At 74.3% G+C, this 14891-nt stretch carries 11 protein-coding genes; 4 read left to right on the top strand and 7 right to left on the bottom strand.

From position 1 onward, the window contains the following. Nucleotides 1-76: 76 nt before the first annotated feature. Nucleotides 77-1996, bottom strand: coding sequence for an ATP-binding SpoIIE family protein phosphatase (locus tag Dfulv_RS10795; RefSeq protein WP_259862622.1), 1920 nt, complete (start codon nt 1994-1996; stop codon nt 77-79). Nucleotides 1997-2042: 46 nt separating this feature from the next. Here Dfulv_RS10795 and Dfulv_RS10790 point away from each other — a divergent pair, with 46 nt between their 5' ends. From Dfulv_RS10790 to Dfulv_RS10780, 3 genes are all read left to right on the top strand, one after another. Continuing rightward, nucleotides 2043-2726 carry a uracil-DNA glycosylase gene (locus Dfulv_RS10790; RefSeq protein WP_259862620.1) on the top strand — a complete coding sequence of 228 codons (684 nt, stop codon included), beginning with the start codon at nt 2043-2045 and terminating at the stop codon, nt 2724-2726. 2 nt (nt 2727-2728) lie between these two features. Then, nucleotides 2729-3931 (top strand): MacS family sensor histidine kinase, encoded by a 1203-nt coding sequence (macS, locus tag Dfulv_RS10785; RefSeq protein ID WP_259862619.1) that lies wholly within the window; start codon nt 2729-2731, stop codon nt 3929-3931. Between the two features lie 149 nt (nt 3932-4080). Next, on the top strand, nt 4081-4713 hold the full coding sequence (locus tag Dfulv_RS10780; protein ID WP_259867599.1) for a response regulator: 633 nt from the start codon (nt 4081-4083) through the stop codon (nt 4711-4713). A gap of 3 nt (nt 4714-4716) precedes the next feature. Here Dfulv_RS10780 and Dfulv_RS10775 read toward each other — a convergent pair whose 3' ends face one another. Beyond that, nucleotides 4717-5016: a hypothetical protein gene (locus tag Dfulv_RS10775; protein ID WP_259862618.1), complete on the bottom strand. Its 300-nt coding sequence runs from the start codon at nt 5014-5016 to the stop codon at nt 4717-4719. Between the two features lie 149 nt (nt 5017-5165). On the opposite strand from Dfulv_RS10775, the gene Dfulv_RS10770 reads away from it, so the two are divergent. Next, on the top strand, nt 5166-8948 hold the full coding sequence (locus tag Dfulv_RS10770) for an SCO7613 C-terminal domain-containing membrane protein (protein WP_259862616.1): 3783 nt from the start codon (nt 5166-5168) through the stop codon (nt 8946-8948). 18 nt (nt 8949-8966) lie between these two features. On the opposite strand, the gene Dfulv_RS10765 is transcribed toward Dfulv_RS10770, so the two are convergent. The 5 genes from Dfulv_RS10765 to Dfulv_RS10745 form a co-directional block, all read right to left on the bottom strand. After that, entirely contained in the window at nt 8967-9863 is an 897-nt protein-coding gene (locus Dfulv_RS10765) for a Gfo/Idh/MocA family protein (RefSeq protein ID WP_259862615.1), read from the bottom strand. 23 nt (nt 9864-9886) lie between these two features. Beyond that, nucleotides 9887-10888, bottom strand: coding sequence for a lysophospholipid acyltransferase family protein (locus Dfulv_RS10760; protein ID WP_259862614.1), 1002 nt, complete (start codon nt 10886-10888; stop codon nt 9887-9889). Next, the gene (locus tag Dfulv_RS10755) at nt 10888-11724 is read right to left on the bottom strand and encodes a patatin-like phospholipase family protein (protein ID WP_259862613.1); all 837 of its coding nucleotides are present in this window, start codon (nt 11722-11724) and stop codon (nt 10888-10890) included. Before Dfulv_RS10755 ends, Dfulv_RS10760 begins: the two co-directional genes overlap by 1 nt. Continuing rightward, a complete protein-coding gene (locus tag Dfulv_RS10750) occupies nt 11717-13375 on the bottom strand; it encodes a protein kinase domain-containing protein (RefSeq protein WP_259862611.1) in 1659 nt (552 codons plus the stop codon). The genes Dfulv_RS10755 and Dfulv_RS10750 overlap by 8 nt, the downstream gene beginning before the upstream one ends. A 142-nt stretch (nt 13376-13517) precedes the next feature. Further along, complete coding sequence (locus tag Dfulv_RS10745; RefSeq protein WP_259867597.1) at nt 13518-14777, bottom strand: glycosyltransferase family 4 protein; 1260 nt, start codon at nt 14775-14777, stop codon at nt 13518-13520. Nucleotides 14778-14891 lie beyond the last annotated feature (114 nt).

Below are 14891 nucleotides of genomic sequence, written 5' to 3'. Positions count from 1 at the left end.
TCCCGGGTTCGCCGGACCGATGTGGGCGGATTCATCCAGAACTGTGCGCCTCAGCCAGTACGACCTCTGCCAAATGTCAGCGGGAAAGCTCGAACCAGACGATCTTTCCCCCGGCGTCGTGGGCGTCGTAACCCCAGTCGGCGGCGAGAGAGGCGACGATCTGGAGCCCGCGGCCGCTCTCCGAGTCGGCGTCGACGAAGCGCGGGCTGGGCCGGCGCTCGCCCGCGTCGTGGACCTCGACCCGCACGCGGTGCCCCCGCAGGGCGATCCGCACCCGCACGTCGCCGACGGTGTACTGGACGGCGTTCGTGATGACCTCGCCGAGCAGCAGCCGTGTGGTGTCGACGAGGTCGGACAGGCCCCAGGCGGTCAGCATGTCGGCGGCGAACCGGCGCGCCGACGCGGCGCTGGCCGCATCGCTGTGGAACTGCCGGGTCGCGCTCGGCTCGGGCACGTCGCGGGTGGCGTCGTCGACGCTGATCGCCAGCAGCGCCACGTCGTCGCGGCGCGGCTGCGGGCCGATGCCTGCGGCGAGCACCCGCTCCACCACCGCGGCCGGGTCGTCCGTCGGCACGCCCACCAGCGCGGCGCGCAGCTCCGCCATGCCGCGCGCGATCGGGAAGCGGCGGTCCTCGACGAGACCGTCGGTGAACAGCAGCAGCGCCGAGCCGGGCGGGATGCGCAGCGTCGTGTCGACGTACTGCACGTCGGGCGCCGCACCGAGCGGCGGCCCCAGCCGCAGGCGCAGCGGCCCGGCGTCCCCGTCGTGGCACAGGACCGGCGGGAGGTGCCCGGCCAGCACGGCGGTGGCGGTGCCTTCCCTCAGGTGCAGCTCCAGGTAGCAGCAGGTGGCGATGGCGTCCGGATCGGTGCCGACCAGCAGGCGGTTGACCCGGTCGAGCACGGTCGTCGGCGAGTGGCCCTCCGCCGCGTAGGCGCGCAGGGCGCTGCGGATCTGGCCCATCGTCGCGGCGGCGCTCGTGCTGTGGCCGGCGACGTCGCCGATCACGACGGCGACGGTGTCCTCGCCGACGACGATGATGTCGTACCAGTCGCCGCCGACGTCGGCACCGGAGGTCCACGGCAGGTAGCGCACGGCGTGCCGCGCGCCGTCGAGCGCCGGCAGCTCGGCCGGGAGCAGGGCCTGCTGCAGGTCGGCGGCGATGGAGCGCTGCGCCTCGAAGAGCATGGCACGCTCGATCGCCTGCGCGTACAGCTCGCCGAGGGCGATCAGTGCCTCGCGCTCGTCCTCGTCGAAGCGGCGCGGCTCGTGGTAGCCGAGGGCCATCGCGCCGATCGCCCGGCCCGCCGACAGCAGCGGGATGAACGCCCAGGCCGACCGGGCGGCGGCGCGGGCCTGGGCGGCGCGGTCCGGGTAGACGGCGAGGTACTCGTCGATGTCGCGGTAGAAGAGCGCCCGCCGCTCGCGGACGACCGCCGACATGGGGAACCGCTCGTCGAGGGCGGCCGGGCGCAGGCCGTGGATCGCCGGCTCGGCCAGGCCGGACGAGTGGCTGACGACGAGGTGCTGACCGCCGCCATCACCGTCGGTGAGCATGACGACCAGGCTCTCCCAGCCGGCCAGCGGGCGCAGCCGGTCGGTCATCACGGCGTAGACGTCGTCGACGGTGACCGCCCGCGCCAGGGCGGCGGTGACGGACTGCAACTCCTCGGTCCGGGCGACCGCCTGGGCCCGCTCGGTGACGTCGCGGTAGGAGACGGCGACGAGGCCGTCGTCCATGCGGACCGCCTTGACCTCGTAGACCTCGCTGGTGCCGATCTCGAGCGTCTGTGCGGGATCGTCCGTCTGCGCGGAATCGTCCGTCTGTGCGGAATCGTCGAGGAAGCGGTCGATCGCCTCACGGTGGCGGGCCGCGAGCTTGGCGGCGCGCTCGTTGGTGTAGACGACCTCCCGGCCGGGCATCCGGACGAGCGAGAAGCCGTCGAACGCCGCGTCCAGGGCAGCGCGGAGCCGCACTTCGATGTCGTCCGCCACGCTTCGCACGTTACCCGGACGGAATTTGTCGCACCTGTTTCGTAGAGTGCCGGACATGTCCTTGGATCTGCTGGAGCTCCTCCCCGCCTCCTGGCGGGACGTGATGAAGCCGCATCTCGACCTCGAGGTGGTGCACCGACTGGAGACGTTCGTGGCCGCCGAATACGAGGCCGGCCCGGTCTACCCGCCACTGCCCGACCTTTTCACCGCGTTCCGGCTGTGCTCGCCGGAGCAGGCGCGGGTGCTCATCCTGGGCCAGGACCCGTATTTCAAGGAGGGCCAGGCGCACGGCCTGAGCTTCTCGGTCCGCCCCGGCGTGTCGGTCCCGCCGTCGCTGCGCAACGTCTACAAGGAGTTGCGCGACGACCTGGGCGTGACCCCGCCGTCCAACGGTGACCTGACCCCCTGGGCCGCCGACGGTGTCCTGCTGCTCAACGCGGTCCTCACCGTCCGCGCCGGCAAGGCCGCCTCCCACGCCAACCAGGGCTGGGAGCACTTCACCGACGCGGCGATCCGCGCGCTCAACGCGTTCGAGCGGCGGGTGGTGTTCGTGCTGTGGGGCGGCTACGCCCGCAAGAAGGCGGTCCTCGTCACCAACCCGCAGCACAAGGTCATCGAGGCCGGGCACCCCAGCCCGATGAACCCGGCCGGCTTCCTCGGCTCGCGACCCTTCAGCAAGGTCAACGCCGCGCTCGAAGAGGCCGGTCTGCCGCCGGTGCGCTGGGTCTGACCGTGGCCCGCGGGGGGCCGGTGCCCGGCCTGGAGGGTCCGCTGTGGCGGGCGCTCGCCGTCTTCCGCATCGCCGCATTGGGATATGCGGCGGTGCTGATGGTGAACAACTTCCGGGAGTACCACTGGCCTCCGGGCGGCTGGGTGATCATCGGCGTGATGGCCGCCTGGACGGTGGTGAGCACGCTCGCGTATGCACAGCCGGAGCGCCGTGGCTGGCCCCTGCTCACCGCCGACCTGGCGGTCACCGCCGCCTGCCTGCTGGCGTCACGCTGGATCGTCAATCCGGAAGGGCTCGGCGTGGGCGCGCCGACGCTGCCGATGGCCTGGGTCGCCAGCCCGGTCGTGGCGTGGGCGATCTCCGGCGGCCGGCGGCGCGGCGCGATCGCCGCGATCCTCATGAGCGGCGCCGACGCGGTGGTGCGCGACGGATTCAGCCAGGCCACGGCCAACGGCCCGGTGCTGATGCTCCTGGCGGGCGTCGGCGTCGGGCACATCGCCCGGCTGGCGATCGACGCCGAGGCACGCCTGCAGCGGGCGGTGGAGCTGGAGGCGGCGACCCGGGAGCGGGAGCGGCTCGCCCGCGGCATCCACGACTCGGTCCTGCAGGTCCTGGCTCTGGTGCAGCGGCGCGGCGCCGAGCTCGGCGGCGAGGCGGCCGAGCTGGGACGCCTGGCCGGCGAGCAGGAGGCGACCCTGCGGGCGCTGGTGACGTCGAGTGCTCCCCCGGCGGCGGCCGTTGCCGGGGCCGCCCCGTCGCGAGCCTCGCGGATGGGCGACGGCGGCCCGGATGGTGGCCCGGACGGCGGCCCGGACGACGGCCGCGTCGATCTGCGGGGTCTGCTCGACGGGCACGCGGCGGCGGGCGTGACGATCGCGGCGCCGGCGACACCGGTGCTCCTGCCGGCCGCGGTGGCGGCGGAGATGGCGGCGGCGGTGGGCGCCGCGGTCGACAACGTGCGCCACCACGCCGGGCCGGGCGCGAAGGCGTGGCTCCTGCTGGAAGAGCTCCCCGACGGCGTCACGGTCTCCATCCGTGACAACGGCGCGGGCATCCCGGCCGGCCGGCTGGCCGAGGCCGAGCGGGCCGGCCGGCTCGGCGTGGCCCAGTCGATCCGCGGCCGGATCCGAGACCTCGGCGGCACGGTGACGGTCACGTCGGTCCCGGGCTCAGGCACGGAAGTCGAACTGCACGTCCCCCGCTGACCGGCGGCCGACGCTGAACGTGCCTGGAATTTCATGGTCGTGGAGCGGTCTTGTCGTCCTGGGTGCCGAAACGCTCCACGATCATGAAAGACCACAACCGGGAACGCCTATATGGTGCAGGGGTGGACGACGGGGTGAAGCTGCGCGTCATGGTCGTCGACGACCATCCCATGTGGCGGGACGGGGTCGCCCGGGATCTTGCCGAAGCGGGGTACGAGGTCGTCGCGGCCGTCGGCGAAGGGGCCCAGGCGGTGCGGATCGCGGCCTCGGTGCGGCCGCAGGTCGTCGTGCTCGATCTGCAACTGCCGGACCGGTCCGGGGTCGAGGTCATCCAAGGGGTCCTCGCGTCCTGCCCCGACGCGCGCATCCTCATGCTGTCCGCCAGCGGAGAACAGCAGGACGTGCTCGACGCCGTCAAGGCCGGGGCCACCGGATACCTCGTGAAGTCTGCCGCCCGGGAAGAGTTTCTCGCCGCCGTCCGGCGGACCGCCGACGGGGATCCGGTGTTCACGCCGGGGCTGGCGGGGCTCGTGCTCGGGGAGTTCCGGCGGCTGGCGAGCGTCACCCGCGCCGAGGATCCCGACGCGCCGCGGTTGACCGAGCGGGAGACCGAGGTGCTGCGGCTCGTCGCCAAGGGGCTCACGTACCGGGAGATCGCGGAACGGCTCGTACTGTCGCATCGAACGGTGCAGAACCACGTGCAGAACACGCTCGGGAAACTGCAGTTGCACAGCCGGGTCGACCTGGTGCGCTACGCGATCGAGCGCGGGCTCGACGAGTAGGCGTCAGACGCCGTAGATGTCGAGCAGGTAGTGACCCAGCACGGTCTCGGTGGCGAGGTCCAGGATCAGGACCAGGAACACGTTGGGTGCCTCACAGTTGACCAGTACGTGCTGAAGGTTCCCGTCCGGCATGTGCCAGGCGTAGGTGACGCTGCCCTCGGAGAAGTCGTGGCCGGCGAGGTGTGCCTCGGGAATCTCGTCGAAGTAGGGCCAGAAATCGAAGGGTGGCTCGTCCTCCGGACCGATCTGTGTCGGTTCGGGCTCCATCGTCGCTCTGTACTCGGCCTCGGTGAGCAACCGCATCCCGTCAGCATGACGTGGGAGAGCAGTTACAGGAAGACACGAATGGGCAGCTGAGAGAGGCTCGACGGAGGCTCCTCGACCGGGTACTCAGGCAGAGTTGAGTACCGCAACCGATTCGGGTCCGAACCAATCCGCCGCATCCTGTAACCATGGTGACTTATCCGTGCCCCTTCTGCGGTGTCCCGGCCGATCTGGAGTCGGGGTGCGGGGGCTGTGGGCGTCCGCCGTATCCGGACGCGGCCGAGGTGGTGCGGCTCAACGGGCGCACGACCGAGCTCTTCGCGGAGGTGCGGGCCGCCCGCGGGCGGCTCGACGAGGCGCACACGCAGTACAACGCGGCGGCGCAGCGGTACAACGCCGTGCAGTCGCAGCGGAACCTGCTCGCCGCCCGCGTGAAGCAGGTCGTCGCCATGAGCCAGGCCGCCGCCGCGGCGGGCCGGCCCGCCGTGAACAGCCTGGCAGGAAACGGCCCGGCAGGACACAGCCCGGCAGGAAACGGCCTGGCAGGAGGCGGCGCGGGAGGACACGGCCCAGCAGGAAACGGCCTGGCAGGAGGCGGCGCGGGAGGACACGGCCCAGCAGGAAACGGCCCCGCAGGAAACGCCTACCCGGCCGCCGAGGCCGCCCCCCGAACCGTGCAGAACGTGCTCTTCGTGCTCGGCGGGCTCCTCCTCGGCAGCGCCGCCGTGGTGTTCGCCGCCGTCGCCTGGGCCAGCTTCGGGGTCATCGGCCGGGCCGCGATCCTCGCCGCCGTCACGCTGGTCACGCTCGCCGTGCCGCCGGTCGCCCTGGCCCGCGGGCTGCGCGCCACCGCGGAGACGTTCGCCGCGCTCGGGCTTCTGCTGGTCCTCCTCGACGGATACGCCGCCTGGTACGTCAACCTCGCCGGCCTGGCCGAAGCGACGCGGCCCAGCACGTACGCCGGCATCGTCGGTGCCGTGACCGCGGTCGTCGGCGGCGGGTATGCGGCCGTGACCCGCCTGCGCGCCCCGCGGTACGCCGCCCTGCTCGCGTTCCAGCCGGTGCTGCCCCTGCTCGCGGCCGGCCACGGCCTCGGCGCGACCGGCTGGGCGCTGGTGTTCGTGGTGCTGGCGGCGGCGAACCTCCTGCTCGCCCGTACCGTCGACGTGATCGCTTGGCTGCCGGCGGGCATCGCGGTGCTGATCGCCGGACCGGTGGCGCTCGGCGCCGTCGTCACCTCGGACGGCGTGGCCGGCGTGGCCCGGGCGAGCGGCACGCTGCTGCTGCTCGGTGCCGTCATCGTCGTCGCCGGGCTGGCGAACCGGATCACCGCGCACGTCGGCGTGGGTGTCGCGGCCGGTGTCACGGCGCTCGCCGGGGTCCGGATGGCCGCCGAACTGTTCCCCGGGCAGCGATACCTCGCGTTCGCCCTCGTCGCCGCCGTCATCGCGGCCGCCACCCTGCTCCTGCCCGAGCGGGTCCGCCGCGGCGGCTGGATCGGCGCGCTGGTCGTCACCGGGGTCTTCGGCGCCGCGTACGCCGGTGCCGCCCTCGTCTCCGCCGGCGACGCGGTCGTCCGCGCGCTCCCCGCCTGGCAGGCGGAGGCGCAACAGCACACGGCGACGACGGACCGGCTCTTCGACTGGCAGGTCCCGGCCGCCGTCGCGGTGCTCGCCGCCGCGTTCGGCCTGCTCGTCCGGCACCGCGCGGTCCTGTACCCGGCTGCGGTGCTCATCGCGTTCGCCGCGCCGGGCACCGCCGAGACACCGCTGACCGTCGTGGCGATCGTCGACGGCGTGCTGCTCGTCGCGCTCGCCGTCACCGCGCTGCGGTTCGACACCCTGGCGGCGACGGCGCTGCCGTTCGTCGCACTGCACCTGCTGCTCGTCGGGCTGGTGACGCCGCAAGCCACGCTGCTGGCGTCCGCCGGGCTGATCGCCGTGTCCGCGGTGGTCGCGGTCCGCGGCCGAGGCGCGGGCCTGAACCTCCCGGCCACCGTCGTGGCGTTCGGCCTCGGGCCCGTCCCGGTCGCCGCCACTTGCGGTTGGTTCGGGAGTGGTACCGCACGTGCCTTCGACGCCCCGCTGCCGCTGATCGGCGCGCTGGCGGGCCTGGTGCTGTCGACCGCGGCGCTGGCGTTCCTGCGCCGGTGCGCGGGCGCGGCGGGCACGCTCGGCGTGACGTTGGCCGGCGTGGGGGGCACGCTCGCCGCGGTGTGGGCCTCTGCGGCGGACGACGGCCGCACCCCGTTCGGCGTGTTCGCCGCCGCCGCGTTGCTGTGTGCCTGGTTCGCGGCGGACACCACGCTCGGCAGGCCTGCCACCGAAGCCCCGCAAGGCGCGCCGACCGCGCCAGCCACGCTGACAGGGCCAGCCGCGCTGACAGGGCCGACAGCGCCGGCCCCGCCGACCGGACCGGCCCCGCCGACCGGACCGGCCGCGCCAGCCGCGCCGACCGCGCCAGCCGCGCCGACAGGGCCAGCCGCGCTGACAGGGCCGACAGCGCCGGCCCCGCCGACCGCGCCGGCCGGTGGCGTTGGCGGGCGGGTCGGGGTGCTCCTGCCGGCCGCCGTGCCCGCCGTCGTGGCCCTCGTCGCCGTGGTGCCGGTGGTGCTGGTGGTGCTCTTCGGGCCGTACAGCTGGCTCACCTCGATCTGGACGGGCGCGCCGGGCGGTGTCGGACTGAACCCGGCCGGCGGGCGGTGGTGGGACGGCGGGCCGGCGGCCTTCGGGCCCGGGCCGGCCGCAGCCGGGCTCGCCCTGCTCGCGGTGCTGGCGGTCCTGGTCGCCCGGCGCACGGGCGTGCCGCTGTGGAGCCTCGCCGGGCCGCCGGTCACGTTCGCGGCGGTGCTCGCGTGCGTGGCGGCGGACGCGCCCTGGCCGGCGGTGCCGGCGGTGACCCTCGCGGCCGGGCTCGTCACCGCGCTGGCGGCCGCGATCCGGCCGACGCACGCCGGGCTCGACATCGCGGGCCGGACCGGGGCCGTGACCTGCTGGTTCACGGCCGGTGCCGGGCTGGCCGGCTGCCTTGCGACGGAGGCGGCCACCCTGACCGCGCTGGCCGCCGTCCTGGTGGTCGCGGCCGTGATCGGGGCGGCCGGCAGGGCGGCCGGCGCCCGTACCGCCGGATGGCTGGTGGCCTCGGTGACCGCCGGCTGGCTGGGGTTCACCGCCGCCCGGGCCGCGGACCTGCCGCTGCGCCAGGCCGCGTTCTGGGTGCTGCTCGCCGCGGCCGTCGTCCTCGCGGCGGCGCAGGTCGTCGACCGCCTGCCCCGCCGATCGACCGGCAGGCCGCCGGTAGAGGCCCACCTGCCTCATCGGGCGATCGGCCGGGCGCTGATGGAGGCGGTCGCGCACGCCACGGCCGCCGTCGCGTTCCTGCTGGCGTTCGGGCACCTCGACGCCATGGCCGGCATCGCCGCCCTCTGGGGGGTGGCCCTCGGGCTGCGTGCCCTGCTCGGCGGGGCGCGGGCCGTGTTCACCGGGTGTGCCGTCGGGGCGGAGCTCGTCGCGTACTGGCTGGTGCTGGCCGCCCGCGACGTGGGTGTCGTCGAGGCGTACACGGTGCCGGCGGGGGCGCTCGCCGTCGCCGCCGGCTGGTTCGCCGCCCGGCGCAACCCGCAGCTGAACAGCTGGCCGGCGCTCGCGCCCGGGCTGCTCGCCGCGTTCGCACCGAGCCTGGCCGTCGTCATGGCCGGTGAGGGCGAACCGCTGCGCCGCCTGCTGCTCGGCGTGGCCGCGGTCGGTGTCGTGCTCGCCGGAGCCGTGCGCCGGCTGCAGTCGCCGGTGGTGCTCGGCGGCGCCGTTCTCGGCCTGCTCGCGGTGCACGAGGTCGCCCTCTACTGGGACCTGCTCCCCCGCTGGGCGCCGCTGGCCGTCGCCGGGCTGGTGCTGGTCGCGCTCGCCACGACGTACGAACGCCGCCGCCGCGACCTGCACCGGCTCAAGGCGGCCGTCACGCGAATGCGATGAGCGACCCCGGCGGCGAACTCACGGGGCGACGATGGTCGCGGTCCGGCGTGCCTGGCCGGCCGCGGCCAGGATGCGGACGACCTCCGCGCCGAACGTCGCGTCGCAGGCGTGCGGCGTGCCGGACGCCGCCGACTCGATCAGGGCCGTCGTCGCGTTCGTGAAGGCGTCGACGGCGGTGGCCTCGCCCCAGCCCGGGAGGATGGTCGCGCCGTGCTCGCCGAAGTACGAGAAGCCGAAGGCGGTGGCGTCGGGCGCGGCGTCGAGCGTCAGCGACAGCGTGCTGGCGGCGCCGCCCTCGTGGCGCAGCAGGAGGTGGACGGTGTCGCGGGGGCCCTCGGCGGCGGACAGGTCGACCACCGGGCCGAGCAGCGGCAGGACCACCGAGAGGGCGTGCGGGCCGAGATCCCACAGGCCGCCGTGCTCCTTGCGCCAGACCGAGCCGGCGTAGGGGTTGTCCGGCCGGAAGATGGACGCGTACATCGTGCCGTGGGCCGCATACCAGCCGCCGACGGCCGCGTTGTCCCGCAGGAACGCCTCGACGGCGGGGACGAACCGGTTGGTGAAGAACACCACGGACGCGACGCCGGCCTCGCGCGCGGCGGCGACGACCGCGTCGGCCGCCTCGGCCGTCAGCGCGAGCGGCTTGTCGAGCAGCAGGTGCCTGCCGGCGCGGGCGGCGCGGACCGCGAGCTCGGCCTGCACGTCCGGCGGCAGCGCGATCGCGACGGCGTCGACCTCGGCGAGGAGCGCGTCGACGTCGTCGAAGGCCGTCGCGCCGAAGTCACCGGCGAGCGCCGCCGCCTTGGCGGGGTCGCGGCCCCAGACACCGACGAGTGTCGCGGAGGGGTGCGCGGTCAGCGCCGCCGCCTGTGTCACCCTCGCCCAGTGTCCCGTGCCCAGCAGCCCGAATCGCATCGGGCCATTCTCCACGAGGGCGGTCAGGACCCCGAGCCGGGCCCGTGGCGGTCGATCCAGGAGTCGATCCTGGCCCACCACTCGTAGAGCCAGTCGACCCGCTCCTCCTGCCCGGCGGGGACGTCCTCGGCGTCCACCGACCACCAGCGCATGGTGATCGTCAGGTCGAGGGGCAGGTGCCGCCACACGTCCGCGACGGAGAGCAGCTTGTCGAGACCGGTGTGTGCGACCCAGATCACGCCCGCCTCCGGCGCCGCGTCGAGGGCGGCGAGGGTGCCGCCGGGGCGCGGGGCGAGCACGTGCCGCATCCGCTCCGCCCGCTCGGCCATCGTGTGCAGGCCGAGGTCGCGCAGCCGCTGGATGGCCTTCTCCCGGCGGTTCGGGGTGAAGTTGCCGCCCTCGGGGAACAGCACGAGGACGTCGTTGTGGTCCAGCCCGGTCGCGAGCCGGCCGATCATGGACTCGGCGCCGGCCGAGACCGTGACGAAGTGGTTCGGCAGCCGGTTCAGCATCACGTCGATGACCGGGTCCCACTGCAGGCTCGCCTTGAGCACGATCCGGGGCTCCCGGTCGAACCAGTTGACGAGCGCGTGGACCAGCAGGAACGAGTCGCCCGGGCCGGCGTGCCGGCAGAACACCAGCTCCGGCCGGCCGGGCGCGGCGACGTCGGGGTCGGTGCCGACGACGGAGACCTTCACGCCGAGCGTCCAGCGCGCCTGCGCGTACAGGATCCGGAGGAATCTACCGGTCAGCACGTAGTGGGCGCGCTGGAACCGCGGGCCGCGCAGGCGCCAGCCGAAGCCGCTGCCGACCCACAGGCCGAACAGCACAAGCAGCGCGACGACCTCGAGGAAGAGGTAGACCGCGACCATCCAGGAGACCCGCAGCGCCCGCATCCGGCCGGAGCCGAGCGGGCCGAGCGCGCCCGCCAGGAGCAGCCACACCGGCATGGTGACCAGAACCGCGCTGATGATCACCAGCGCGACGGGGGCGAGCACGATGCGGCGGAACCAGCGGGGCGGCACTACTCCAAGGCTTCCAGATAGGCACAAGTGGCGCTGTACGCGCGGTCGATGCGGGCTCGGGCGAGCGTAACGTTGCGGTACGACAGCGGAGAGTCGTCACGGGCCGAGCCGCCGCCGGTGGGCAGGACATGGACCCTCACCTCGGGCGGCGCCTCCTGGAGCTCCCGCGCGAACCGGTGCCGCCGGGCCACCTCGAACGCCACCTGGGCAACCTCCCACGGGCGGCGCGGCGGGCGCAAGGGCCGCTCGACCCGGCCGACCTGCATGACGAAGACCGTCTTCGCGCCGAGCGCGACGGCCCGCCCGACCGGCACGGAGTTGACGATGCCACCGTCGATGAAGTGCTCCTCCCCGAGGTGTACGGGCGGCAGCAGCCCCGGCACCGCCGACGACGCGAGCACCGCCTCGACCAGCGGGCCGGACGAGAACCAGTGCTCGGCGGCGCGCTCGATGCTGGCGGCGCAGCACTGGAACGGCACCGGCAGGTCCTCGAACGCGGTGCCGGCGCCGAGCTCCCGCTCCAGCAGCCGGCGCAGCGGCGCGGGCGAGTGCAGGTGCGTGTTGCGGGCGAAGCGGCCGAGCTGGCGGGGCAGCGAGTCGCCGTAGACGGTGCGGGCCTCGTCCGACGCCCACAGGTCGATGAGCCGGTCGGCGACCTCCTCGGTCGGCGACGCGGCGACCGCCGCGCCGTTGAACGCGCCGATGGAGGTCCCGACGACGAGGTCCGGGCGGATGCCGGCGTGCAGGACGGCGCGGACCATCCCCACCTCGTAGGCGCCGAGCACACCGCCGCCGCCGAAGACGAAGCCGACCGGCGCGGTGAAGCGTTCAGGCACGGACGCGGGGCCTCTTTCTGGTGCGCTGGGCCGGCGGGGTGCTGTAACCGTAGCTCGGCCAGGGCATGGCGGGGTGGGTTCCGCCGCGCCCGTCGGGGTCGCCGTGCGGAGGCCCGCCGGGCGGCACCTCGCCGGGCGGCGGTCCGCCGCCCGGGCGGCGCGGCCGGAGTGACGGCGGCCGCTCCTCGTCCGCCGGCGCGTCGACGACGCCGCCGGTGAGCCCGGGCAACAGGCTGCCCGGGCCTTGCTCGGAGATGCGGGTGTCGCAGTCGGTCTCGTTGAGCGCGAAGCCCTCCGGCGGGATCGGCTCGCCGCCGGACCCGTTGATGCCGAACGTGACCGCCTTGCCCGGCGGCAACGGCTCCTCGCCGGTGACGCGGATGCCGCCGATCTCGGCGCGGTGGCTCAGGACGCCGTCCATCCGGTCGATCGCCTGCCCGCCGGGCAGGCGGAACAGCAGCACCCAGGGATCGAGCGTGCGGTTGCCGGCGTTGGCGACGGTCACCCGGGCCTCGAACTTGCGCTCGGCGAAGCCGCCCTCCTCCGGCCGGATGTAGAAGTCGACGCGACAGCCCGTCTTCGCCGCCCACGGCTGCCAGACGATCATGCCGGTCGTGGCGCCGGCGGCGGCCAGGAGCACCGCGGCCGCGGTCCAGGTGCGCCGCTGCCCAGACCGCTGCCCGGATCGCTGCCCGGACCGCTGCCCGGATCGCTGCCCTCGGGACGGCTCCGTGTGCGTGTCCGGCGGCTGGACCGGGGCGTGCACCTCCTGCGTCGTCGAGCCGTCCTCGCCGGGCAGCACGACGTGGATGCCGGTCGCCGCGGCGAGCACGCGGGCCACCTCGACGGCCGGCGGGCGGGCGTCGGGGTCCTTGGCCAGGCAGCGGCCGACGAGCCGGCCGATCTCCGCGGGCAGGCCGGGGATCTCCGGCAGCGGGTGCGGGGGCTCGTAGACGTGGTTGGCGATCATCTGCGTCGGGGTGTCCGCGTGCCAGGGCAGCCGGTCGGTGAGGCAGCGGTAGGCGAGCAGGCCGACGGTGTAGACGTCGGTGGCGGCCACGACGCTGCCGCCGAGGAGCCGCTCCGGGGCGAGATACGCCGGGGTGCCGAAGACGGTGCCGTCGCGCTCGTCGTCGGGGTCGACCGAGCCGGTGAGCCCGGCGACGCCGAAGTCGAGGATCTTGGCGCCGGCCGAGGTGAGCATGATGTTGCTCGGCTTGATGTCGCGGTGCACCACGCCGCGCTCGTGCGCGGCGGCGAGACCGGCCGCGACCTGGGCGCAGATCTGCGTGGCCCGCCGCCACGACATCAGACCGGTGCGCAGCCGGTTCGACAGCAGCTCGCCGTCGAGGAGCTCCATGACGACGTACGGCCGGCGGCCGTTGCGGCCCTCCGCGAGGTCACCGGCCTCGCCGTAGTCGTGCACCGCGGTGATGTTGGGGTGCTGGAGCCGGGCGACCACCTGCGCCTCGGCGCGGATCCGCTCGCGGTTGCCGGGCTTGGTGGCCAGTTCCCCGGCGAGGAGCTTGACCGCGACGTCGCGGTCGAGCACAAGATCGCGGGCGCGCCAGACCACCGCCATGCCGCCGGTGCCGACAGGTGCGATGAGCCGGTATCTGTTCCCGAGGACTTCGTCGGCCGCGCCGCTCACACCTAGCCGTCCTGATCGATTCCGGTCGCTGTTCCTCAGGAACCGTACCGGCCTTCCGGCGCGGTGGCGAGTCCCGGAATACGACCAACCCCGGCAAATCCCATCGCCGGGGTCGGTCGTATTCGAAACGGAACAGGATCCATCAGATCGCGAGCAGGTTACCCTCCGGTACGACGATCTGCGGCCGACCGTGCTCCAGATAGGTCGCGGTCTGCCGGGCCGCGAACCCGGGGGCCTCGGTGATCGCCGTGTGGTAGACGCCGGCGGTGTTCGCCGCGATGGTCGACCAGCCGTACTTCTGACTGACCATAGTGCGCGCCTTCATCGCGACACGGCGGGCGAACGGCTCGTCCTCGAGCAGCGTGCCGACGGAGACGGCGAGCGCGTCCGGGCGCTTCGCCGGGAACGTGACGCCGGTGACCCCGGGCTCGACGATCTCGGCCAGACCGCCGGTCGCGGCGACGGCGAGCGGCGCCCCCGCCGAGGCACCCTCCAGGGCGACCATGCCGAACGGCTCGTAGATGCTCGGCACCACCAGGGCGTCGGTGGCCGCCATCAGCGCGGGCAGCTCGCCCTCGCCCATGAAGCCGGCGAAGATGACGGCGCGCTGGAGCCGCAACCGGCGCACGTCCTCCTGCAGCTCGGCACGGTGGGGGCCGTCGCCGGCGATGACGACGCGCAGCCCGTTGTGCCGGGCGCGCAGCTCGGGCAGGGCGGCGATGAGGTCCTGGACGCCCTTCTCGTAGACGAGCCGGCCGGCGTAGCCGAGCAGCGGGCCGTCGCCGGCGAACCGGGCACGGGCCGCGTTGACCGCGCGGGACGGGGCCTTCCAGACGCTGGAGTCGACGCCGTTGGCGACGACCGACACCCGCGCCGGCGCCAGGTCGAGCAGCCGGGTCACCTCCCAGCGCATGTACTCGGAGCAGACCACGACGCGGCAGGCCTCGTGCGCGAGCCACCACTCGACCGAGTGGATGCACTTGTTCATCTCGTCGGGCAGCCAGCCCTGGTGGCGGCCCGCCTCCGTCGCGTGGATCGTGGCGACCAGCGGCAGGTCGAGGCTCTCCTTGAGCGTGACCGCGGTGTGCGTCACGAGCCAGTCGTGGGCGTGGATGAGGTCGTACTCGCCGCCGGCCGCGGCGCGCAGGGCCGCGCGGGTCAGCGTGTGGTTGAACGCCATCGTCCAGGCCAGCAGGGTCGAGGTCGCGAGCGGGAACAGCGGCGGGTCCTCGGCCGCGCGGACGATGCGCACGCCTTCCGAGTACTCCTCCAACGGCGCGCCGGGCGCGTGCCGGGTCACCACGGTCACCTCGTGCCCCGCCGTCACCAGCGACGTCGCGAGGGCGTGCACGTGCCGCCCCAGTCCACCGACGACCACCGGTGGGTACTCCCACGAGAGCATCAGAATTCGCAACGGTCTGGTCGGTGTTCCGATGGTCTCGTTCACGTGGCCGCCCCCACAGGTGTTCCGGTTGTCAAGGTCTCGCCGACCCAGGTGTGTCGGCATCCCGCCGAC

The sequence above is a fragment of the Dactylosporangium fulvum genome (assembly GCF_025137375.1).
Classification (GTDB): domain Bacteria; phylum Actinomycetota; class Actinomycetes; order Mycobacteriales; family Micromonosporaceae; genus Dactylosporangium; species Dactylosporangium fulvum.
The sequence above is the reverse complement of the archived record's forward strand: the minus strand, read 5'-3'. Positions and strand labels throughout refer to the sequence as shown.